This is a genomic window from Exiguobacterium sp. RIT341 (assembly GCF_000632205.1).
Classification (GTDB): Bacteria; Bacillota; Bacilli; order Exiguobacteriales; family Exiguobacteriaceae; genus Exiguobacterium_A.
Map to the genome: position 1 here is coordinate 634,716 of NZ_JFYW01000001.1, position 24,472 is coordinate 659,187.

Consider the following 24,472-nt stretch of genomic DNA (forward strand, 5'->3'; position numbering starts at 1 on the left):
AAATACAATAGTTTTTTTACGATCAAGCATACATTGACCTGTTCGCCAAATGATATGTTCCCCACCTTACAGAGGATAAAACGACTTTGCAAGCCACTTCATTTTCAGGAAAAGTGCCACCATGCCTAGTGCCTCAAGAGATTGAAACGGTTTTAGTTCCTATTAAAGTTCTTCTAATCAAAATATTCCGAATAATTCACTGCATTAAAAAATGACCTTAATGATTTAAGGTCATTCGAGTCAAATTAATTGCTCCAAAATCGTTCGTACGCAGCGCTTAAGCGGTCTAGAGCTTGATCGAGCTGTGCGCGAGGGCAACCGATATTTAAGCGTTCAAACGTTTCTCCATGGGAACCGAATGAAGAACCGTGTGTCAAAGCGAGTTTTGCTTCCTTAACGAGCCAATCGGCGCGCGTTTTGCTATCGAGATTAAGTGCTTTGAAATCAATCCACAACAAGAATGTAGATTCTGGAATGATGACATTTAATTTCGGCATTTCTTGACGAATACGACGGACGGCATGGTCACGATTGTCTTCCAAATAAACAAGGAGTTGCGCTAACCATTGCTCACTCGCATGATCTCCGTACGCCGCCGAAATAGCAGTTGAAGCCAATGCGTTTGGATGAACAAAATGACGTTGCTGGACACGCTCGATCCGTTGACGAATCGAAGTGTCTGGTACGACCAAATAAGACGCGTAAAGTCCAGGAATATTGAATGTTTTGGATGGTGCGCTGACCAAAATGATTTTTTCATAATCTAAGGCAAGAATTGGTGTGTGCACAGAACCCTTATAGACGAGATCCGCATGAATTTCATCGGATACAAGGTAGACATCGTGTTGTTTCGCGAGTGCTACGATGCGCTGTAATTCCTCTTTAGGAAAGACTTTTCCGCTTGGATTATGAGGACTACACAGAATCATCATCTGCGCAGTCTGCATTTGTTGTTCGAGAAGCGAGAAATCCGTCCGGTACGTCTCTTCTTCTAAAAGAAGTGGATTCTCAACGATCTGCCGTTGGTTAGACTGGATGATCTGATGAAATGGTGGATAGACAGGTGTCTGGATGATGATTGAATCACCAGGTTCAGTTAGCGCTAGGACTGTATGGGCAAGTCCTGGAACAACACCGTTCGAATAAAGAATGGAATCGGTAGTGATCGTTACGTCATATCGCTTCAGAAACCAATGCTGAATCGCTTGTTTTGCTTCCTCTTCAAACATCGAGTAACCGAAATGACCTGTAGCAGCACGTCTTGTCAACCGTTCTGTGAGATGATGCGGTGGACGGACATCCATGTCGGCGACCCACATCGGAATCAGCTCATCGGATCCATAAAGTGAATGAAGTCCGTCCCATTTGACGGATCCTGTATTTCGTTTCTCAATCGTTTCATCGAAATTAATCTGTTCCATCAGACTTCACTTCCTATTCTTTTTAAGTTAAACTGCTCCATTTCACCATAGCGGATAAAGAGAGAAAGGAGCAAGTCGGAAAATAAAAGGTTTAACATTTATTCGATCAGGCAATTATTTAACTCGAACCTACCATAACAGAACGGAGTGATGATCATGTTACATTCTAAAGTAGTTGTCGGGCGAACACCTGAAGAATTAGAAGAACGATTGAACGAATTTTTTGAGAACAATGGTGTTGGGTCAAACGCCATCATTACGTTGAAGTTTTCAACATTCGTCGCGTCTAAAGCGGATGAACATTATTCGGTTTTAGTCGTCTATGATAATTCATTAACAAAAACGACACTGTAAAAAAGTAACAAGGAGTTGCGTGGAAATCACGTCGACTTCTTGTCTTGTCTTTTTTTATAAGTTATACTAGAAACAGATTTTACAAGCTTCCGTAGGTTAATGGCAGACCTCAGCAATGGTAATGCTGCAGTGCGAGTTCGATTCTCGCCGGAAGCATACACGCGTCTTTCGTCTCAAGTGATATATACTTGAAACGAAAGACTTTTTTTATGATGGATTCATCTTTGATTGAGGAGTGAACTTCATGCATCCAGTCATTCATTCTGTTGGCGATAAGATCAAGCAAGAACGAAAAAAACAAGGAATGACACAAAAAGCACTTTGTGAAGGAATTTGTAGTCAGGCTGAGATCAGCAAAATCGAAAATGGTCGAAATTCTCCGACGATTGATTTACTACTGCAAATTTGTCGAAGACTGCGCATTCCGATTTCATTGTTTTTTGAAGATGAAATCGTGTCACATAAGTTAAACGAAATTGATCAACGAATGATTCGTCATTTACGCGAAAAAACATATTCAGATATGGCAAAGGACTTAATATTATATGAAAAATCAAAAAACGCTGTCGAAACTCAAATTTTAATTCGTTATCATCAAGAATTACTTGAATATGAAAGAGGAAATGTTGATTTTCGGACCTGTATTGCGTCCTTGTTGCAAGTTGTCAGTGAGGAACGGGTGGAAGAAAAATCATTTTTACTTTATACACGAATTCAGATGGTGATAGCGGTACTTTATACGAACCATGAAGAATATAATCGTGCTCATCAAATCTACAAGGCATTATTAGAGTTACCTTATCAAACGAGAGAATACAAAAAAATTCGAATGAAGATCATGTATAATTTCATTCGTAACTTAGTAGAGTTTGAACGATTCGAAGAAGGGTTGCAGAAAGTTGAGCAGGTAATTAAAGAAACGAAACAATTGCAAGATTTAACGTATCTTGGACAGTTTTATTTTCAAAAAGGCATTTTGTTAGAGGCGTTAAAAGCATCGGAACGAGATACAACGGAAGCCTATACGACCGCCTATTCCTTTTTTGTTGCGACTCAGAATCACTCTTATTTAAAAATCCTTGAAACGTATTTTTCCGAACATCTCTTATTTCCGCTTAATGAAAGTGAGTGAGTAAACGATGGAGATCACTGCATTAACTTCATCGATTGGTACAAAAATCAAACAACTGCGAATTGAGAAGCAGATGACACAAAATGAACTATGTGAAGATATTTGTAGCCAAGCTGAAATCAGTAAAATCGAAAACGGCTTAAATTCACCGACTGTTGATTTGTTGCAACAAATTGCCAAAAGGTTAAAGGTGCCCATTTCTTTATTATTTCAAGAATATACGGATGAAGAACAATTTTTTCAAATTGATCAATTCTTATCCGATTTGCTTCGAGAAGAGAAGTACGAAGAAGCAATGGAGCGAATTAATCAGCAAGAAAAAAATATGATCACTGAAGTCGATATTTTAAAAAATTACATTAAAACGATCATTGATCTAAAACAAAATCGGATTGACTTTCGAACAGCTGCTAGCCTACTCAGTAACTTGTTGAATGAAAAAGAAGTGTGGTCGCACTCCATTCAATTGTTCATTCGAATCAAAATGGCGATTGCGAATATGTATTCAGAACAGGATCTATTTCATTTAACAGAATCCGTATACCAGGAATTAGAAAAAGAAATTGAAGCGCTCCAGTCGACTGCTCATCTGAATGCGTTACTGAAAATTTATTTTAATCATTGTCAGATTCTTGAATACCAAGAAAAGTCTGAGGATAGTATCGTCATCGCTAAGAAAGGATACGAACTATGTTTGATGCATAACCATACATTTTTATTTGGACATTTTTATTATCAACTCGCGCACTACCACGAACAATCGGGTGAAGATGAAATGTCACTTCAAAAACAGTATTCCATCGCATATGTGTTGTTTCATGCGTTTGAGCATGATGTTCGAAAACAGATGATTCTTCGCATGAAGGAAAAGTATATGTTATTTACCTTTGAAAAGTGATAAATAGGATGCGTAACCTTCTTGCCAAACAAGAAGGTTTTTTTATTAAAAGTGCAATCAAATGAGTAGTGAGAGGTGATAAGATGAAAAACGTACATCCAATTGGGGAGACACTGAAATTTTATCGACGTTTGAACAACGTATCACAAAAAGACATTAGTACAGGGATCTGTAGTCAGGCTGAAATTAGTAAAATTGAAAACGGTAAGGTGATGCCGACCGTTGAATTATTACAGCAACTTGCTATAAAACTTTGTGTGCCTATATCCGAACTCGTTAAAGATGGTGCTGAACATCGTTTGGAACAAGCTCGTATTCTTGACCAAGCACTTCGTAAGCTAGTACGAGAAAATAAATTTGATAAATGCCTTCGTGTAATGAAACAAGTCTCATCCCGTCGATCTTCTGACGAAGTAAGGCGAATAGTGAGATACTATGAAATCGTGATCGCCTATCGGCAACAGCACGTTGATTATCGAACGACCTCAGTCTTATTTGCACGATTGATCGATCAAGAAGGTTTACAGGTGCAGGATCCGATTCTTTACTTTCGAGTCAAGATGGCACTATCCATTTTATATGCGGAGTGCGAACAGTATCAACAAGCAGAAAAAATATATACTGACGTATTACAGTTCACGACAGAAATTAGCGGTTTAAAAGAAGAACGACTTAAGATTCTTTATAATTATGCGAAATTATTATATAAAGTTAATCAGTCAGAAAAGGGACTTCGTATCATCGAGGAAGGGATACTGCTCAGTCGAAAATTGAAACAGACATCCTATTTAGCGCACTTCTATTATCAACGTGGTGAATTTCATGAGCGAATGGGTGTAGATATCTTGCAGACGAAACATGATTATACGATGGCCTACGAATTATTCTCTGCCTTTCAGATGAAACAATATGCTGACATCGTTCTAGAGGTGAAACGTTCTTTTTTGCAGTCTATGCCTGAATGAGGTCATTGCTTAACAAACGAGAAAAGAGGAGAAACGTTGCGTATTGAATCATTTGGTAAACAGATCAAACAACTACGGATCGAGAGGAAGTTGACACAAAAAGAATTAGCGAAGGATGTATGCAGTCAAGCTGAATTAAGTAAGATTGAAAATGGGAAAACTATACCAACAATTGATCTTGTTCAGCGTTTGTCTCAAAAGTTACATATTTCAATGGATCAGATTTTCATCGATTCAAATGAAGTAAAACTATTTCAGCGCTATGAGGTACAACTAGCGGACTTTTCTAGACAACGTCGTTATGATGAAATGCTTGATTTCATGAGATGTTTACCAACTAGTCTTCCTCCTTCCGTTCAGTTATTGATTCGTTATTTTGAATGGGTCGCTCGCGAAGGGAAAAAAGATATCGATTATCGAACATGTATCTCACAGTTGCTTCGGTTATCGGATGAACAACAAATGGAAACAGAGTACCCTGTTCTTTATTTACGTATTCGGATGTCTGTTGCAAACTATTATTATTTAAACAGTCAGTATCCGTACGCGAGAAAAATTTATCAAGAATTACTAACCTATGATTACTCGACGGATACGCTGAAAAAGTTACAATGTAAAATTTTATATAATCATGCGCAACAGCTCTATTTTCAAAATGATTTTGTAACAGGGTTAGAGATTACTGAAAAAGGAATCGCCTTATCCGTTGAGCGAAAAGATACAGCGATGTTAGGACACTTCTTTTATCAAAAGGGATGTTTCTATGAAGAATTGAGTTACGCAGAACGTGATATTCGTGACGCGTTTACCTACGCCTATTCTCTTTTTACTGCTTTTGGTAATGAAAATCATGCCGCGCTAGTATTAAAAGGAAAAAACCAGTTTCTCTACTTTCAAATGTAATCATGGAAGTAAAAGAAAGGAGTATAATTTGAATCATTTACCCGTCTCCATTGGCTATGAAATCAAGCGACTTCGAAAAGAAAAAAAGATCACACAAGCAGAATTATGTGAAGGCATCTGTAGCCAAGCTGAAATTAGTAAAGTCGAAAACGGTAAAAATTCACCTACCATTGATTTACTCCAACAAGTGGCAAAACGGCTGAAAGTACCATTATCGATGTTGTTTCAAGATCATTTACGAAGTGATGTCTTTCAATCATATGATGAACAATTAGCGGACTTGTTACGTACTAATCAATATGTAGATGCTCTGAAATTGAGCGAACACGTACTGTCTACAACTGAATATGAACAGGTACGTAATTTAGCAAGATATTATCAAGTCATCGTGCAGGAAAGAAGTGGTCAAATTCATTACTTAAAAGCTGTTCAATCGCTCGAACGGTTACTAAATAAAGAACAACTCTGGTTTGAATCAGCTACCTTGTATCTACGGATTCAGATGGGGATGGCGAATCTGTATGTCGAACACGGTGACTTTGAATTAGCGGATGATCTTTTTCAGAATTTGATTCAAGCAAAATACGAAACGATCGAATTAAAAAAAGTTCGAATCAAGATTTTATATAACTATGGACAACAACTTTCACTGCAAAAAAAATACCTTGCTGGTCTAAAAATCACCGAACAAGGTATTCAGGAGAGTCTTCAATTGGAAGACGGTCATTTCTTAGGTCACTTTTACTTTCAAAGGGGATACTTTAAGCAGCAATTAAATGGTGATCTCTCAGATATCCAGCGTGATTTTACGATGGCCTATTCCTTATTTTGTGCATTTGATATGCCGATTCATGAAAAACGTCTTCTGGAAGAATATGCAGAGTATGTTCTATTCCCAATTTAAAACGAACGACCGGATTGTCGGCACTCTTGAAGCGCTTGTTCGATCAATTCAGATGCACGATCTGGGTATTGCTGATGTCCTTCTAAAATGACAGTTGATACATCATTGATCCCAAAGAATGCTAACAAGTCTAACATATAGCGAACCGCGTGTTCACTTGGGGCTTTCTCTTTTGTCGAGTAATCACCACCGCGTGAATGAATCAACAGCACTTGTTTGTCTTCAACAAGTCCGATCGAACCTTCGGCTGTATAACGAAACGTTTGACCAGCCTGGGCGAGATAATCCATGTAATTGTGAAGCGGTGCCGGAACCGTTAAGTTCCACATCGGAAATGAAAAGACAACTTTATCGGCATCTAAGAATCCGTTTAAATATTCTTGAAGCCGTTGTGCATGAGTCGCATCATCTCCAGTTAATTCTTCCCCTTTAAATAGCCGCCCTGCCGCGTTCGCAAGTTTTAGATCAAAGAAGGGAAGACGTTCCTCGAATAAATTCAAAACCGTAATTTTGTCCTCAGGATGATTTTCACGATAAGCATTCAGAAAGGCATCGTTTAATTCAGAACTAATGCCTTTTTTTTGATGCGTGCTATCGTTTGCTTCGATGAATAGTAAATGAGACATAGTGATCGCTCCTTTCTATACCTATCTATTCCCATTTTGCTTAAAATCATGACTTCCCATTATTTTATTATTTTTAGAAAATTCAAGTTTTATTTTGGTTCTGATAAGGAAAATAAACGACAGGAACTTGAAAGAGGGGATGGCGATGAATACACAGCGACGTTCTTCCAATAGTCAGCAATATCATCGAGAAATTCGGGCAAATTATCAATTGTTCGGGATGATCATTTTTATTTTGACGAGTTGTGGTGCCGTTTTATATATCGTTGCCAATACATTTAGTAGTTATGGTTTGAAAGGAGAGGATTGGATACGTGCACTTGTCATTGCGAGTGCTGGGAGTGTTCAATACTTCATCGGTAAAAGTACATTATCAGACCGACTAAAGCCACATATGATGTCTAGCGTTTTTTTATTGATTCCATATATTTATCATCCATTCATCAGTAGGGGAGTCCAGACAGTTTGGGCATGTGCCCTTCTATTCATATTAGCTTCCTTAGTCGTCATCAACCGAACGATGCTACTGTACGCAACAAGCATCACGACGGTTTCTCTTCTTTATATTTGGTATCAAACTCCATCACTTGAAAACACTTCGATGTTTGTATCCGATCACATCGCGCGTATTGGACTTATCTTGATTGCGACGATCATTAGTTTACTGATCCATAATCAATATGTTACCCGTCTTGAACGAAATATTGAATACTTAGCCCGTTTACAGGAACAAGCATTTACGGATCCCGTGACAGGTTTACCAAACCGCTCTTCGTTTGTCATTGAAGTAGATAAGAAAAAACAAGATGGCGATATGATTTGTCTCGTGGATTTGGATGATTTCAAAACAGTAAATGATGCATTCGGTTACCGAACTGGTGATCGTTCATTACACATCATTGGTCGACGATTGATGAATCGTTTTTCAGATTGTACGATTGCGAAAGCGAGCGGTAGTGCTTTTTTACTTCATGCGCCTTATCATCATGATGCACGAGTCCTCTGTGACGATATTTTATCAAGTGTATCAGAACGTGTACAAATTGACTTTAAGCAAATCAATGTTACTGCGAGTATTGGTGTTTCCTATATTAATGATGAATCGACGGACCATGTCATCAATGACGCGGAGATTGCATTATTTACAGCCAAAGCAAATCGAAAGAACACGTATGCGATCACAGACTTAGCAACACAAAATGAACGGAAGCGAGCACTCCAGTTAACGCGCGATTTATATGATGCAGAATTGGATCGAGACTTCTTTATTTTATTTCAACCTCAAGTCAATGCGAGAACGCGTCAAATTACAGGTGTAGAGGCTTTAATTCGTTGGAATCATCCGGAATATGGTCTTGTTCCACCAGTTGAGTTCATTCCACTCGCGGAAAGAACACGATTTATTGAGACATTAGGGCGATGGGTCATGCGTCAAGCCTGTCTTCAAGGAAAAGCTTGGTTGGAGGAAGGGAAGGAACCTCTGACGATTTCGGTTAATGTTTCACCGTGGGAATTACGACAAGCTGATTTTACGAATCGAGTGCTCACTATATTAAAGCAAACAGGTTTTCCTCCATCCCTACTTGAAATCGAGATGACAGAACATATCTTTATCGAAGGAACCGAGCAAATTATCGAAACATTAAACGCACTCCATTTGTATGGCATTCGAATCGCTCTTGATGATTTTGGAACTGGATTCTCATCCATGCAACCACTCGTGGAACTACCGTTCGATCAATTAAAAATTCCAAAAGAAATCGTTCAAGAAGCGATTCATTCTGAAAGGAAACGAGCAATGATCGAGACGATCATTCAATTAGGAAAACGATTAAATATGACAATCGTAGCAGAAGGAATCGAACTTGAAGAAGAGGCAACATTGCTCGAACAGATGGGGTGTCATACGTTGCAAGGATATCTATTCTATCGACCGCTACAGCCGCAACAATTAGAACATTTTTTAGCGATGTATCGAGAAGGCTAAACAGATATCAAACAATTGAAAATACAAACAGGCGAAGGATCATGTCCATCGCCTGTTTGTATTACCATATAGGAGATAATAAATCAGAGATACCGGGCAAAACGACGCTCGAGAATCTCTTGGATGACTGCGATACATGAACATATACCCCAGTAAATGAACGCAACGACAAAATAGACGGTCATATAGTCGAATTCACGCCCACCAACGATTTTTGCCTTTTGAAAAATTTCAGGGACAGTAATCATGGCAGCAAGCGACGAAGCTTTAACAAGATCTAGCAAGACGTTCGAAAGCGGTGGGATGGCAATTCGAATCGCTTGCGGCAAAATGATGCCAACAAACGTCCGATACCTAGATAAACCGAGGGACGCTGCCGCCTCTTCCTGCCCACGATCAATCGAGAGTAAGGAAGAACGAATGATTTCTGCCATGTATGCCGCACTATTTAAACTAAAACCAGTAATCGCAGCAGTCAACGCGTTCAGTTGAATATTGATGACTGGCAGCCCGAAATACAACATGAACAATAGCACAAGGATGGGTACACCACGCATAAATGAGATGTAGGCGCTCGCTCCAATACGCAATACTCGAAAATGAGAGAGACGACAAAGCGCAAGAATTAACCCAATTCCAAGACCAATCGCCATGCTGAGCAAAGAAATCCATAATGTTTGTCCAAGTCCACTTAAAATATATGGAAACGAATCAACCGCCAATTCAGGATTGAAGACGGACCGCCAATCAATCGATGACATCATTAGTTCACATCGACAATCGTCGTTTTGACGTCAGGCATTTGGGAAACATTCTTTCCGGCATAAAATTGCTTCGAAATGTCTTTTAATGTACCGTCTTCCTTCATTTTATCGAGTTGTTCGTTAATGTTGGATTGAAGTTCTTTATTGTCTAAATCCATGATTAAACCGACTTGGCTCGGGTTATAGGCGATGTCCGGATGAATCGTGATATCGAAGTCTTTGAAGAAATCGACAGCCAGTGTTTGCAAGTAATAATCATTCAAGATGACGTCTGTGCGACCATTTGAGACATCACGTAGATATTGATCGTTCGTCGCATTATCGTAAGTGACTTCTTTTGCACCGTATTTTTTAGCAATCTGCATATATGTCGTTGTTGCTTCTCCGGCAGCTTTTTTTCCTTTTAGATCTTCTAGAGACTTGATGCCTGACAAATCACTTTTACGGACGATTGCCGTACCATACGTATATTTATATGGTTTTGAGAAAGCGAATTTTTCTTTACGGTCATCGGTGATCGTAATGTCGTTAGCCGCAAGGTCAACCTGACCTGTATTAACGCTTGTCAACATACCGTCGAAAGACATCTCTTTGAACTTTACTTTCAAATCAAGCCGTTTGGCTACTTCTTTGACGACTTCAACGTCAAACCCCGTCAATTTATTACTTTTTTCATCATGATAGGACGTCGGGTAAAGTGTACCTGCTGTTGCGACGACGATTGTGCCTTCTTTTTGGATTTTATCGTATGCGGTTGCTTTCTCGTCTTGTTGACCGCATGCGCTTAATAGAATCGAGCTTCCTGCAATCAAGAGTCCCGTCCATTGCATTGTTTTTTTCATCGTATTATTCCTCTCTTTATTTCCGTAATCAGTAACGCTGTTCCTACTTAAAAATACCACGGAATCACATGTTCGGGCAAAACAATACGCGCATAAAGTGTTGGATTTAATTAAAAAAAATATTGAATGAATATCCAAGTATATGTAAGCGTTATCAATGTTGATATATGGTAATTCTACCTCCTGAGGGTGGACAAGATGGTGATTATGCATAGTAGCGAATAAACATAAAAGGGTGTAAAGTGTAACTTAACTGAATATACAGAAAATTAAGAAGGCAAGGAGAGTGCTACTATGACATTTCATAAATACCCTGAACAGCAGGGCTTATACGACCCTCGTATGGAACATGATGCGTGTGGGATCGGGGTTTACGCACATCAAACAGGACGAGCGAGTCATGAAATCGTTGAACATGCATTGGCCATGCTTTGTCAAATGGAACACCGTGGTGGACAAGGGAGTGATGCGAAGACTGGAGACGGGGCGGGTATTTTAACGCAATTACCAGATCGGTTGTTTCGTGAAACGGTTCGGCACATTTCCTTTCCTAAAAAAGGGGATTATGGCGTTTTCATGATGTTCTTGCCACGTGAGGAACGGGAACGGATGCGACTCGAACGAACGTTAGAGTCAATCATTTTGACAGAAGGGCAAAACGTATTAGGGTGGCGGACCGTACCTGTTCGGTCCGAAGTGCTTGGATCAGGTGCACGTCGTACGGAGCCAGTCATTCGTCAATGCTTCATTGGTGCACAGGCGATGGAAGGATTGACATTTGAACGAACACTTTTTTTGATTCGACGAGCGTTTGAACGTGAATCGGAGCAACTCGGTCTTGAGCAATACGTCTTGAGTAGCTCGAGTGAAACAATCGTGTATAAAGGACTCGTGACGACGGATCAACTACGTGCGTACTTTGATGATTTACGAGACGAACGCTATCAGTCAGGCTTTGGTATTGTACATTCACGTTTTAGTACGAACACGTTCCCAAGTTGGAAACGTGCCCATCCAAACCGTTATTTGATTCACAATGGCGAAATCAATACGTTGCAAGGAAACATTCGGGCAATGCGCGGTCGAGAACGTCGACTTGCTGAGACGACGTACGGTAATCGGGCAGAGGAAGTGTTACCGATATTGGATGAGACAGGTAGCGACTCATCAATGCTTGATAATGCGTTTGAGTTTCTTCATCTGTCAGGTCTTTCTCTCGCTGAGACAGCACTGATGCTCGTGCCGGAACCATTCGAACATGCCGAAATCAGACCGGCGAAGCGCGCGTACTATGAGTATCACAGTAGCATGATGGAACCGTGGGATGGTCCGTCTGCCATCGTCTTCACGAACGGAAAACAGATTGGTGCGACGCTTGACCGAAACGGTTTACGCCCGGCGCGATATGTATTGTTACGCGATGGTCACTTCATGTTGTCGTCAGAAGCAGGAGTACTCCCTCTTCGTGAACAAGACATTTTGTACAAAAAAAGATTAGCACCGGGTGAACTCCTTTTACTCGATTTTGCGTCCGGTCAGTTAATCGCAGATGAAGAGATCAAGCGGGAGTTAGCGACACGTCACCCTTACGCGGAGTGGCTCGCTCAAGAAGTCGTTTCCCTCTCAAGTAACGACTTCAAGGAAACACTCATTGAACTTGGAACGAAACAACGGCATTTTGGATACACGCGTGAAGATATCGATCAATACTTGATTCCACTCGTCGAAGAACAAAAGGATCCGTTAGGCGCGATGGGAACGGACATACCGCTAGCGGTCTTAAGTGAACGTCCTCAATCCTTGTTCCGTTATTTCAAACAGCTATTCGCACAAGTCACGAATCCACCGATCGATGCGTTACGCGAAGAGATCGTCACCTCGACGCTAACATGGCTTGGTCGACAAGGGGAGCTGCTGACGCCGAACCGTGCGAACTGTCGTCGTGTTCGCTTAGAGACGCCGATCCTGCGACCAGACGAAGCCCATGTGCTTAAACAATGTGGACTTAAGCAGAAAACGATCTCAACGACGTTCACCGATTCGCTTGAAGAAGCGCTTGACATGATCGTTGATGAGGCTGTGACCGCTGCACAAAACGGGTATGAATTATTGACGTTATCGGATCGTCTCGTTCGCCCTGGAACATTACCGATGCCAATCCTCTTAGTAACGAGTGCGATTCATCATGCGCTGATCCGTAAGGGATTACGTACAAATCTCAGCTTGATCGTTGAAGGTGGAGAAATTCGTGAAGTCCATCATGTCGCCACGTTGATCGGGTATGGTGCGGATGCGATTTATCCGTACCTTGCATATGCGACGCTTGAAGAAGCAGTAGGGGATCGTTTTACGGATGTAGCCAAACGTTATCAAAAAGCAGTCACGGAAGGCGTCGTCAAAGTCATGTCGAAGATGGGCATTTCGACGATCTTCAGTTATCGGGGTGCTCAAATCTTTGAAGCAGTCGGAATCGATCGCTCTGTCATCGAACAGCATTTCACTGGCACGGTCTCTCAATTGAGTGGGATGACGCTTGAGCTGATGGAAGAAGAAGTCCGACGAGCACAACAGGTTGCAGATGAACGGATTCATTTAGAGTCCGGCAGTGTCTTCCGGTACCGTCAAGCAGGAGAACATCATGCGTTTAATCCAGCGACGATTCATTTGTTGCAACACGCATGCCGTACGAATGATTACCGGCTCTATCAAAAGTACGCTCAACGCATTCAGGAGGAACCAGCAACGGTGCTACGACATCTGTTGACGTTCAAGGAGACGACCGCAATCCCGATCGAAGAAGTTGAGCCTGTCAGCGAAATCGTCAAATACTTTAAAACAGGTGCGATGTCATACGGCTCGTTATCAAAAGAAGCGCACGAGACGCTTGCGATTGCGATGAACCGCTTAGGCGGAAAGAGTAATAGTGGTGAAGGCGGTGAAGAGGAGGAACGATACGAACGGGATGAAAATGGTGACTTCCGGATGAGCCGAATCAAACAAATCGCCTCTGGTCGTTTTGGAGTGACGAGTCATTATCTGGTACATGCCGATGAATTACAAATCAAGGTGGCACAAGGTGCGAAGCCCGGAGAAGGTGGTCAATTGCCTGGTGAAAAAGTCTATCCGTGGATCGCACGGGTGCGTGCATCGACACCGGGTGTTGGATTGATCTCACCACCTCCACACCATGATATCTATTCAATTGAAGATTTGGCCCAGTTGATTCATGACTTAAAACGTGCGAATGATCAAGCCCGGATTAGCGTCAAACTCGTCGCCAAAGGAGGCGTTGGAACGATTGCTGCTGGCGTTGCGAAGGGGTTAGCAGATGTTATCGTCATCAGTGGTCATGACGGCGGAACGGGCGCCTCACCTAAGACGAGTATTCAACATGCCGGACTGCCATGGGAACTTGGTCTTGCTGAAACACATCAAACGTTGACATTAAACGGGTTACGCGAGCGTGTCGTTCTCGAGACGGACGGAAAGCTATTGACCGGTCGTGATGTCATCCTCGCAGCAATGCTCGGAGCGAATGAATATGGGTTTGCGACAGCACCACTTATCGCTGTCGGCTGTATCATGATGCGTGCGTGTCATCTCGATACGTGTCCTGTTGGTGTCGCGACACAGGATCCAGAGCTCCGCAAGAAATTTACCGGATCTGCCGATGATGTCGTCCATTTCATGACATTTATCGCTGAGGAAGTACGAGAACATTTAGCAAAGCTCGGTGTGAGACGGTTGCAAGATCTCGTAGGGCGTACGGATTTACTCGAACCATCGGAACGACAACGAACGCATTGGAAGGCAAAAAGTCTTGATTTCTCTCGTCTCCTCGTTCATGTGTCACACGGTCCGGCTGAACAACAACAGCATCACGTCGAGCGTTCCTTTGACGCCCGTGAAGTCGCACCGTATTTAGAGTCGGCAGATTTCAGTCAACCACAGACACTACGTTTAACGATTCAAAATACAGACCGTGCGATTGGCACGCAGACTGGTGCGATGCTGACCAGACGATTTGGGGCACTTGGTCTTCCGACGGATCGATTGAAACTTGAACTGCAGGGATCTGCCGGGCAAAGTTTAGGTGCGTATCTCCCACGTGGGATGACGCTTGATGTCACGGGAGAAGCGAATGATTATGTAGGGAAAGGGTTGTCCGGCGGTATCATCGCCGTTCATCCACCACGTTCGATTTCGTTCGTCTCGTCCGATCAGTCGATCATCGGTAACGTCGCACTTTACGGGGCGACGAGTGGAGAACTCTATGTGAACGGTCAGGCAGGTGAGCGATTTGCGGTTCGAAACAGTGGAGCCGTTGCCGTCGTCGAAGGAATCGGCAACCATGGACTCGAGTATATGACCGGTGGATCTGTCGTTGTCCTTGGCGATATCGGAAAAAACTTTGCAGCCGGTATGTCAGGCGGTGTCGCTTATGTCTTACCGCGTAATCCCGAACAATTTTTACAACGTGTCAACCGCGAACTCGTCTCGACCGGACCCGTCACGCATGCCGAAGAGATCACGCGACTGAAGACGTTCATCGAGCGGCACGTCGAACGGACCGGAAGTGAGCAGGGCGATGCGATTCTAGCGAACTGGGATCATGTCATCCATTCATTCATCCGCGTCATTCCATCGACGTACGAGAAAGTGACAACATTGATGGCTGATTTCGCAAAACAAGGACATAACACTGAAGAAGCGATGTTACTCGCATTCGAGACACATCTTGGTCGAAGAACAGGAGGAGTACGATGAAACGACGCGATCAATTCATGACAGTTGCTCGTTCAAGCGGAGCGGAACGACACCCAAGCGAACGGGTGGGGGATTTTAGTGAATACAAGACGGCTTTGACGGAAGCGGAAGCGAGTCAACAAGCAAGTCGATGTATGGATTGTGGCACCCCGTTTTGCCATGTAGGGGAAGTATTTGATCAAGTGAAGATCGGTTGTCCAGTCTATAACTTAATTCCAGAATGGAATTTACTCGTAGAAGAAGGACGTTTTCAAGAGGCCCTCGATCGACTGCTTGAGACGAACAATTTTCCTGAATTCACGGGTCGCGTCTGCCCAGCGCCGTGCGAAGGATCGTGTACGTTATCAATTCATGAACCTGCAGTTGCAATCAAGGATATTGAACGATCGATCATTGATATCGGGTTTGAAAAAGGATGGGTCGTGCCTCGAATTCCAATGATACGTTCGTCGCATTCTATTGCCATCGTCGGATCTGGTCCTGCCGGTCTTGCAGCTGCTGATCAGCTGAATCAAGCAGGGCACCAGGTCACCGTCTTTGAACGAGAGGACCGCGTCGGCGGGCTTTTGACATACGGTATACCAGCGATGAAACTCGATAAAGAGGTCGTACAGCGTCGTGTTGATTTGCTTGAAGCAGAAGGAATCCACTTTCGGACGAATGTTACGATCGGCGCAGATATCACGCTCGAGACACTTGAAGCAGAGTATGATGCTGTAATCTTGTGTGTCGGTGCGACGGAACCACGAAAATTGACAGAAGCACCAACGCAAGGAGTCGGTTATGCGATGGATTATCTGACTGGAGTGACACGCCACGTGCTCTCGAAAGAACCGTTGTCTCCTGATCACGATGCGAGAGATAAGGATATTCTTGTCATTGGTGGCGGCGATACAGGAGCGGACTGTGTAGCGACGGCGCTCCGTCAACGCTGCCGCTCCGTCGTCCAATTCGGCAAGCATGAACAACCAGGTACGACACGTGCAACAGGAAACATGTGGCCGGATACACCTTTGCTTTATTCGATCGATTATGGATATGCGGAAGCATTCCAACAATTCGGTCGAGATCCCCGTGAATACTTGATCGCCATCAAGCGATTCACGACAAGTGAATCGGGTCAAGTCACCGGTGTCTGGACGATTCAGACGACAAAAACAAAAAATGAATCGGGTGCGGTGATCTTTGAGGAAATCGAAGGGAGCGATCGTTACTTCCCGGTCGATCAAGTCTGGATCGCTATCGGATTCAGCGGTGTGGAAGAGCGTATACTCGAGCATTTAGCGGTTGCATCGGAACGCGGAAAAATCAAGACGATTCGTTATGCGACGAACCGTTCAGGTGTATTTGCCGCAGGTGACGCACGACGTGGTCAATCGCTCATTGTCTGGGCAATTCGAGAAGGTCGTGAAGTGGCGGAAGCCGTCGATCAATATTTAAGAACAATGCAACAAACTGGCTAAATCACGCAGTCTGGATTTTCTGGCATCTTCAGAAATCCAGGCTTTTTTTGTGTTTGGCAAGGAAATCTGCCAGTTCAAAAATAACTATTGATTTTGTTTCAAGGTAAAACCCCTAAACTATTTCTGATATTCTTATAAAATGAAGGGGAGGAATGACGGATGAATCCAGAAATCATCTATTTCGTATGCGAGAGTGGAATGGCAAGTAGTGTCATAGGGGCTACGATTTTTAGAAAACGCTTACTTGAATGTGGGATTACGACAGACGTCAAGACATGTCGAATCGTAGATCTTCCTGATCAGGCATCTTTTATCGTCGGAGAAGCACAACTTATCCATCGACACGTCTGGAAAGCGTATTGTTCTGTTCATCCAGTCGATCGGATTCTGGATCCGACTGCATATGACGTCATCCTCGAATCTTGGCGGAAAAGAGTGAGGCTACATGACTGAATTCACACCACGGGAACACGATATTTTATTTTTCCTCTTATCACGTGAGGAACCTGTTCAAATACAAGAAATCGCGGAAACGCTCGAGACATCGGAACGAACGATTCAGCGTGAACGGGATCGTCTTGCCCAGTCTTTAGAAGACCATGAGTTACGTTTGACATATGTCCGCGGTAGAGGTCTGTTGATTGAGGGAACGGATGAAGCCAAACACGTACTACGGGACCAATTATTGTTATCACACAAACAATTACCGACTGCTGAGGATCGCCAAGTCGAGTTAGCGTATCGGCTACTGCAAGAAGACGGGATGGTCAAATTACAGGCGATCGCCCATGCGATGTACGTGGCACCGAGTACGATCAGCCAGGATTTAGAGCGGATTGATGAGTGGTTTATGCAATATGACCTTGAAATCAAGCGCAAAAAAGGCATTGGTGCCGAAGTCATCGGCGAAGAGATCAACAAACGACGCTTATTGATCTCATTGATCTTTACACAATGGGATGTTCTTGCTTTCTATCGGTTGTTGCAAGGAGATGTCGATCAGTTACCCCATCTGTTACAAATGAACCGAACATCATGGCTTGAGATGATCAATCAAGCGTATGCAGTCATTGCACCGTTGACGAAAGAAGGACGTCTCAATGACCGACAAATCATGCGTGCCACACTCAGCTTAGCTTTACAAGCGTTGCGCAAAGATCAGTTTCCGATGCGTTACGAGTTAAAAGCGTACCCAGTCGAAATTCTCAAATGGGTGGAACGCGTCGAAGAGCGATTACCTGACACATTGTCGATTGCCGAACGTCAATGGTTATCAGAAGAGTTGCGCGCGTTTTTTCAATCGGACGCAGGAGATACGGAAGAACTCGTCACACGCCTCCGTGTGAAACGATTGATTGAACACGTCTCTTTATTATATGGAACGAACTTTACGAAAGATTATGCTTTGGAGCGGGGGCTCGTTTCGCATATTCAATCCTATACGCGTCAAAATAGCGTCAATCCGTCCTATGTCATCAAACAAATTGAACGGGAGTATCCACGTCTGTTCGATGCGGTCAAACAAGCAGCGCTGTCGATCTTCACAGATGCGACATTTGAAGACGTGGATTTAGCATTTTGGGTCATGCATTTCGGTGCTGTTCTCAGCAAACCGACACCTAAACTACCATATCGCGTTTTAGTCGTCTGCTCTGCTGGACTTGGCTCTTCAAAGCTATTGATGAATCGGTTACGGCAAGAATTTGCTGAACTCGAACATATCGATAACTCGTCGCTGTTTGGCATTGAACGGTTACCGATTGAATCGTATGACTTCGTTTTATCGACCGTGCCGTTGCCTGACATCCGCCCACCACATCTTCTTGTCAACCCGTTGCTCCCTCAGGATGAAGTCGAACGGATCCGAAAATTGATTCTTGCCTTACCAAAATCCTTCCAACCGGAACCACGGCAGACGAAAACAGAATGGCTCGATCTCGAGCAATTGCATAGGCTCGTTGCATCGTCGATTCAAGTGTCGAACGGATTTCAAATGGAACGGTTGGAGCGTGTGGACGATGGAATTGAATCGTTATTGTTTGAGATCAGCACACGAATGGTCGATCAAGGATTAGCAAAATCAGCTGTTTCACTCTCGGCGCAATTGTTGCGTCGTCATGAGATGTCGGGTCTTGGTATTCCAGGAACACGGCTTGCTTTATTCCACGGACGTGATGCGACAATTCAAAGAGGAGGATTTCTCATTTTTGAATTGCCTGAACCAATCGACTTACTCGGGATGGATCAACAGTTGCAATCCGTCGAAAGGCTTCTTGTCCTTGTCGCACCGGAAGAGACCTCGAACGAACTGCTTGAATTACTCAGTTCGATTAGTGCCGCAATCATTGAAAGTCCCGAACAAATGGATCAATTTGAGTTCGGAGAGGAACATGCAATTCGTCTGCTTTTAAATCGAACGTTTCGAACGGTAATTGATCAATTCCTAGGCAATACTTGAAAAACCCCTGTCACTTGATCCTTGAAGTGGCAGGGATTTTTTCTTGGATCAGGCAGGCTTCTTTCCAGTCTGTCCAACTTCTTGGACAAAGACTGAACTAGGAAAGATTGAGTAAGCGCTTGCAATGATCTTACAATAAGGGCATAGCAAAGCAATCATCTTATCAACTCATACACGAAATGGAGGCTAACGCAATGGCGACAGCTCAAAATGGAGCACGGGGTATCCGTGTACAAGTTCAACGGTTCGGTAGCTTTTTAAGCGGTATGGTCATGCCGAACATCGGTGCATTCATCGCTTGGGGGATCATCACGGCACTCTTCATCCCGACTGGATGGGCACCGAATAAGGAACTCGGTGAACTTGTCGGTCCGACAATCACCTATCTCTTACCGTTGCTGATTGGATACACGGGCGGGAAATTAATGCATGACGTCAGGGGAGGCGTTGTCGGGACGCTTGCGACGATGGGGGTTATCGTCGGAACAGAGATTCCGATGTTCCTCGGTGCCATGATCATGGGACCACTTGGTGGATACGTCATCAAAAAGTTCGATCAGTTGATTGAAGGAAAAGTCAAACCAGGTCTCGAGATGCTCGTCAATAACTTCTCAGTCGGAATCATCGGTGGTTTGTTGATGCTCGGTGGATTCAAAGTATTCGGACCACTCATGACAGGTCTTGACGACATCATGGCCGCAGCAGTTGGTGCGATCGTCAGCGCACATTTGCTACCATTAGCGAGTTTGTTCATCGAACCGGCAAAAATCTTGTTCTTAAATAATGCGATCAACCACGGTATTTTAAGCCCGCTTGGTCTCGACCAAGTAAACGAGGCGGGTAAATCAGTTCTGTTCTTACTCGAAGCCAACCCAGGTCCAGGTCTTGGATTGTTACTTGCTTACTCGTTCTTCGGTTCTGGTGCAGCGAAGAAGACAGCACCCGGTGCAGCATTTATCCAATTCATCGGTGGAATTCACGAAATCTATTTCCCATACGTCTTGATGAAGCCAGTCTTGTTGCTTGCGATGATTGCAGGTGGCATGAGTGGTATCCTCACTTTCGTCCTGTTTGATGTCGGATTAGTCGCACCCGCTTCACCAGGTAGTATCATCGCGGTCCTCGCAATGGCATCACGCGGTTCTTACGTCGGATTGATTGCAGGTGTACTTGTTTCAGCATCTGTGACATTTGTTGTCTCGACTGTCCTGCTAAAAACTAGCAAGGCAAAAGAAACGTCGCTTGAAGAGGCGAGCGCGAACGTCAGTGCGATGAAAGGAAAACAATCGATTGCCTCGACACTCGTTTCAGCTGATGCCAAACCACTTGCGGAAGTCGAACATATCATCTTCGCTTGTGACGCTGGTATGGGATCGAGTGCGATGGGAGCATCCGTCCTTCGCAATAAGATCAATAAAGCGGGCTTACCGATCAAGGTAACGAATACGTCGATCAGTCAATTGCCGCAAAACGCCGAACTGATCATCACGCATCGTGATTTGACGGAGCGGGCGAAGGAACAGGTACCAACGGCAGAACACCGATCAGTCGATAATTTCTTAAATGCCGGATATTATGATCAACTCGTCCACGAGATCGAAACAGCAAGAAATAAGATTTCTTAAAGATAAAGATAGAGACACTCAAGGAGGAATAAACATGACAACGACAATGAACCTTTCACCGGAACTTGTATTACTTGATCAACAATTCGCAGACGAGACGGCAGCCATCAAGGCTGCCGGTCAACTCCTCGTCGATCACGGATATGTCGAAGCGGGGTATATCGATTCAATGCAGGAACGTCATGCCTTATCAACGGTCTACATTGGCAACCATGTCGCGATTCCACACGGAACAGAGTCGGCTAAATCACAGGTCAAGAAAACGGGGCTATCGATTCTACAAGTACCGCAAGGCGTAGCGTTCGGAACGGAACAAGCACGACTCGTTATCGGCATCGCTGGCGTCGGTGATGAACACCTCGAGTTGTTATCAAATATCGCAGTCATTTGCTCCGATGAGGAGAACGTCGAGCGCATCGTAGCAGCGACATCAAAAGAAGAAATCATCGCGTTATTGACAGCGGAGGTGTAACCATGAAAGCCATCCATTTTGGTGCCGGTAACATCGGACGAGGATTCATCGGTTTACAACTCGTCAAGACGGGTTACGAAGTATGCTTCGTAGATGTCAATACGACGGTCGTCGATGCATTAAAAACACGACATACCTATGAGGTGGGTTATGCCTCTGAAAGAGGAGGGCGTGAACGGGTCGACGGCGTGACGGCACTTAACAGTTTATCTGAACCAGATCAGGTCATTGCAGCGATTCGTGAAGCAGATGTAATCACGACAGCTGTCGGACCGAGCTTGTTGTCTAAAGTAGCTCCTTTGATCGCGGAAGGGTTACGTCATCGGGATCAACAGACACCTGTCTACGTCATTGCGTGTGAAAACATGATTGGTGGGTCAAAACACTTACAAACAGAGGTGGCGAAACATCAACCGGTAGCGGAGAATTGGTATTTCCCGAATGCAGCAGTTGATCGGATCGTTCCACTTCAGCATCACGAAGATCCGTTGTACGTCGAAGTGGAAGAATTCTTCGAATGGGTGATCGAAACGACTGGACTACCGGAAGCCTATCCACGGATCGACGGCGTCACCTATGTCGAGAACATCGAACCGTTCATCGAGCGGAAGCTGTTCACTGTCAACACGGGACATGCGATTGCTTCATACCTCGGAGCACTATTTCATAAAGAGACGATCGCTGAAAGTTTAACGGATCCACGCATCCGTCGGGGTGTCCAGACGGCACTTTACGAAACAGGGTGGTTGTTGCTTGAAAAGTACGGCTTTAATCCGGTCGATCATAGTGCGTACATCCAAAAGAATATGAAACGCTTTGAAAACCCGCGAATTCATGATGAAATCATTCGTGTCGCCCGTTCGCCGATTCGTAAATTGAGTCCAAGTGACCGACTTGTCAAACCAGCGAAGGAATTGATGGAGCGTGGGATCGAAGCAGATGGATTAGCACGTGGGATCGCAGCAGCCCTAACCTATTTCGATCCAAATGATTCAGAATCTTCAGAATTAAATGCATATATTACGAAACATGGAATCGAAGATGCGCTGAACGCATATCTACAACTGTCAGCAACGGATCCACTTGGATCTCGAATCGTTGAACATTATGAAGCGATGCAACAACAAGTCAATTCGATTGCTTAAGATTGAATAACTCTGTAAGCCGAACACCTTTCATATCTGTGGAGGGTGTTTTTAGTTTGCGATTTAAATATGTCTTGGTATCAACGAAAAAAGCAGTTTCTAAAAATCTTACTATCACAATTTGATTACAATTTGTATATTAAATTTGGAATATTCGAAAACGAATATTTAGCGATTAAAATACATTGTACGCTATATGAACGGAACATCTCTATTCCGATTTTTCAGGTAAGAGAAGGTGATCATATGTTAAATTATAAAGTGAATGTATATAGATTAAACGGAGCACGACCAAAAGCAACAAAAGGAACCGGACCGAAGCATTTGATTTATTCGAGTCAGTTTTCTTCACGTACACCAGTCCATTTATTGCATCAACTCATCTTGAATCGATTGTTGGTTGAGCAAGAAAAAAACCTGGATTTAACGTATACGATCGAAGTAAATGCGGTACTTGATCAATTCGTGATCGACGTCCGTGTCTTTTCAACAGATACGGTCAGCATCCAAGTCGAGCGTGACTTGATTGAAATCATTGAACGTGAAGAAGTTCGTCATATCCCAGCGCTTGAAATCGGAAAACCGGATTTCGCGGAATTCGCTCACATCGTCTTAAAGGTTAAGGAAGGTGGACCACGCCTTTCACAAGAGGATACGCAACGAATTTTCAATGAGTCTGGTGTTCGAGGACGAATTATCCTGCATAAGGAGCGAATCGATAGTCATGAACCCTCCCATTCGATTCAGTTGTTGATTGGTGGAGCCGAGAAGTGTTTGTACAGTCTCTCGCAATATCAGCTTGATCCACTCTTCCGTAAACATGGTTTGACGATTCAATCCTTGAATCTGTTACCGTTTGATTTATTCATGATTCGCGACAAAATCGCGATGCTGTCTTCAGCAGATGCTTCGCAACTGTGGATTGATGACATCACGACATCCAAGAATGGACGATCACATCAGATTTGTTTTAACGATGGGAATGAATGTATGACGGTTATCTGTGATCTTCATGGATCAATTCGGTCTTATAAGTGTTCGTGATGGTTTAATTCTTCTTCGAATAGGCTACATTCTTAACAGAGTTTCTAACGAAGGGGAGTCGAACAATTATGTTATCTAAACAACAGACGGAAGAATTTAAGCAACGGTTATTGAAGGAAAAAGAAAAGACGACATCAAACATCGAACAACGCGATACCGATTACGATGAAGGTGAATTGTCGAGTTACGATAATCATCCTGCCGATTCCGGCGATGAATTGTTCTTACGGGAACGTGATCAAGCAATCACGGATATGCAAGAGGATATGCTATCAGATGTGGATCGCGCCTTAAAAGCGATCGAGGACGGAACGTATGGCATTTGCGAAGTCTGTGGAAAAGAGATTGAAATCGAACGTCTTGATATCATTCCAGAAACCCTATTATGCATTGAGCATGCAAAAGAAGAAGCAGAACAAAACGAGAACGATCCGAATTCGCGACCAAGCGAAGAAGATGTACTAGATCCATCTGTCACAGCTCGCGGGAAAGACATCGACGGTGATACGGACGGATTCTCGAAAGTGAGTGACTTTGGTAGTTCTGATACACCGTCTGATCAAGAAGATGGAATCGATCCGACACGGTCTTGACCAGCAAAACATCTCCCGAAAATGGAGATGTTTTTTTTCGAAAAAATATCACAGGTATTTACCAGAATTTTTTGACTTTTCATATAATTTTGGTACGATGGTATCGAGA

The 24,472-nt window shown here is 43.5% G+C and carries 20 protein-coding genes and 1 tRNA gene; 17 read left to right on the forward strand and 4 right to left on the reverse strand.

From position 1 onward, the window contains the following. Positions 1 to 245: 245 nt before the first annotated feature. Positions 246 to 1,421: a MalY/PatB family protein gene (locus BW42_RS03175; RefSeq protein ID WP_052018998.1), complete on the reverse strand. Its 1,176-nt coding sequence runs from the start codon at positions 1,419 to 1,421 to the stop codon at positions 246 to 248. A gap of 156 nt (positions 1,422 to 1,577) precedes the next feature. Here BW42_RS03175 and BW42_RS03180 point away from each other — a divergent pair, with 156 nt between their 5' ends. The 7 genes from BW42_RS03180 (at position 1,578) to BW42_RS03210 (ending at position 6,577) form a co-directional block, all read left to right on the forward strand. Next, positions 1,578 to 1,775, forward strand: coding sequence for a hypothetical protein (locus BW42_RS03180; protein WP_035407347.1), 198 nt, complete (start codon positions 1,578 to 1,580; stop codon positions 1,773 to 1,775). A gap of 85 nt (positions 1,776 to 1,860) precedes the next feature. Continuing rightward, positions 1,861 to 1,931: transfer RNA gene (locus BW42_RS03185), tRNA-Thr, on the forward strand. 88 nt (positions 1,932 to 2,019) lie between these two features. Beyond that, positions 2,020 to 2,907: a helix-turn-helix domain-containing protein gene (locus tag BW42_RS03190; protein WP_035407350.1), complete on the forward strand. Its 888-nt coding sequence runs from the start codon at positions 2,020 to 2,022 to the stop codon at positions 2,905 to 2,907. Between the two features lie 7 nt (positions 2,908 to 2,914). After that, positions 2,915 to 3,805 carry a helix-turn-helix domain-containing protein gene (locus BW42_RS03195; protein ID WP_035407352.1) on the forward strand — a complete coding sequence of 297 codons (891 nt, stop codon included), beginning with the start codon at positions 2,915 to 2,917 and terminating at the stop codon, positions 3,803 to 3,805. Positions 3,806 to 3,888: 83 nt separating this feature from the next. Then, the gene (locus tag BW42_RS03200; RefSeq protein WP_035407355.1) at positions 3,889 to 4,770 is read left to right on the forward strand and encodes a helix-turn-helix domain-containing protein; all 882 of its coding nucleotides are present in this window, start codon (positions 3,889 to 3,891) and stop codon (positions 4,768 to 4,770) included. A gap of 36 nt (positions 4,771 to 4,806) precedes the next feature. Beyond that, positions 4,807 to 5,673, forward strand: a complete 867-nt coding sequence (locus tag BW42_RS15965) for a helix-turn-helix domain-containing protein (RefSeq protein ID WP_052018999.1) — start codon at positions 4,807 to 4,809, stop codon at positions 5,671 to 5,673. A 28-nt stretch (positions 5,674 to 5,701) separates the two neighbouring features. Next, positions 5,702 to 6,577, forward strand: coding sequence for a helix-turn-helix domain-containing protein (locus BW42_RS03210; protein ID WP_035407359.1), 876 nt, complete (start codon positions 5,702 to 5,704; stop codon positions 6,575 to 6,577). Here the strand turns inward: BW42_RS03210 and BW42_RS03215 are convergent. Then, positions 6,574 to 7,203 carry an FMN-dependent NADH-azoreductase gene (locus BW42_RS03215; protein WP_035407362.1) on the reverse strand — a complete coding sequence of 210 codons (630 nt, stop codon included), beginning with the start codon at positions 7,201 to 7,203 and terminating at the stop codon, positions 6,574 to 6,576. The genes BW42_RS03210 and BW42_RS03215 overlap by 4 nt on opposite strands. A 145-nt stretch (positions 7,204 to 7,348) precedes the next feature. Here BW42_RS03215 and BW42_RS03220 point away from each other — a divergent pair, with 145 nt between their 5' ends. Further along, complete coding sequence (locus tag BW42_RS03220; protein ID WP_035407365.1) at positions 7,349 to 9,190, forward strand: bifunctional diguanylate cyclase/phosphodiesterase; 1,842 nt, start codon at positions 7,349 to 7,351, stop codon at positions 9,188 to 9,190. An 83-nt stretch (positions 9,191 to 9,273) separates the two neighbouring features. Here the strand turns inward: BW42_RS03220 and BW42_RS03225 are convergent, their stop codons facing one another. Then, the gene (locus tag BW42_RS03225) at positions 9,274 to 9,954 is read right to left on the reverse strand and encodes an amino acid ABC transporter permease (protein WP_035407367.1); all 681 of its coding nucleotides are present in this window, start codon (positions 9,952 to 9,954) and stop codon (positions 9,274 to 9,276) included. Next, the gene (locus tag BW42_RS03230) at positions 9,954 to 10,796 is read right to left on the reverse strand and encodes a transporter substrate-binding domain-containing protein (RefSeq protein ID WP_035407369.1); all 843 of its coding nucleotides are present in this window, start codon (positions 10,794 to 10,796) and stop codon (positions 9,954 to 9,956) included. The genes BW42_RS03225 and BW42_RS03230 overlap by 1 nt, the downstream gene beginning before the upstream one ends. 294 nt (positions 10,797 to 11,090) lie before the next feature. Between BW42_RS03230 and gltB the strand changes: the two genes are divergently transcribed. From gltB to BW42_RS03275, 9 genes are all read left to right on the forward strand, one after another. After that, a complete protein-coding gene (gene gltB, locus BW42_RS03235; protein ID WP_035407371.1) occupies positions 11,091 to 15,563 on the forward strand; it encodes a glutamate synthase large subunit in 4,473 nt (1,490 codons plus the stop codon). Continuing rightward, complete coding sequence (locus BW42_RS03240) at positions 15,560 to 17,026, forward strand: glutamate synthase subunit beta (RefSeq protein ID WP_035407374.1); 1,467 nt, start codon at positions 15,560 to 15,562, stop codon at positions 17,024 to 17,026. Before gltB ends, BW42_RS03240 begins: the two co-directional genes overlap by 4 nt. A 159-nt stretch (positions 17,027 to 17,185) precedes the next feature. Further along, positions 17,186 to 17,479 (forward strand): hypothetical protein, encoded by a 294-nt coding sequence (locus tag BW42_RS03245; protein ID WP_035407375.1) that lies wholly within the window; start codon positions 17,186 to 17,188, stop codon positions 17,477 to 17,479. After that, on the forward strand, positions 17,472 to 19,484 hold the full coding sequence (locus BW42_RS03250; RefSeq protein ID WP_035407379.1) for a BglG family transcription antiterminator: 2,013 nt from the start codon (positions 17,472 to 17,474) through the stop codon (positions 19,482 to 19,484). Before BW42_RS03245 ends, BW42_RS03250 begins: the two co-directional genes overlap by 8 nt. 194 nt (positions 19,485 to 19,678) lie before the next feature. Then, positions 19,679 to 21,109 (forward strand): PTS mannitol transporter subunit IICB, encoded by a 1,431-nt coding sequence (locus tag BW42_RS03255; RefSeq protein WP_035407382.1) that lies wholly within the window; start codon positions 19,679 to 19,681, stop codon positions 21,107 to 21,109. A 34-nt stretch (positions 21,110 to 21,143) separates the two neighbouring features. After that, entirely contained in the window at positions 21,144 to 21,581 is a 438-nt protein-coding gene (locus BW42_RS03260; RefSeq protein ID WP_231496845.1) for a PTS sugar transporter subunit IIA, read from the forward strand. Between the two features lie 2 nt (positions 21,582 to 21,583). After that, the gene (locus BW42_RS03265) at positions 21,584 to 22,726 is read left to right on the forward strand and encodes a mannitol-1-phosphate 5-dehydrogenase (RefSeq protein WP_035407384.1); all 1,143 of its coding nucleotides are present in this window, start codon (positions 21,584 to 21,586) and stop codon (positions 22,724 to 22,726) included. Between the two features lie 246 nt (positions 22,727 to 22,972). Beyond that, positions 22,973 to 23,770: a hypothetical protein gene (locus BW42_RS03270; RefSeq protein WP_035407387.1), complete on the forward strand. Its 798-nt coding sequence runs from the start codon at positions 22,973 to 22,975 to the stop codon at positions 23,768 to 23,770. A gap of 68 nt (positions 23,771 to 23,838) precedes the next feature. After that, entirely contained in the window at positions 23,839 to 24,363 is a 525-nt protein-coding gene (locus BW42_RS03275) for a TraR/DksA C4-type zinc finger protein (protein WP_035407390.1), read from the forward strand. Positions 24,364 to 24,472: the final 109 nt, after the last annotated feature.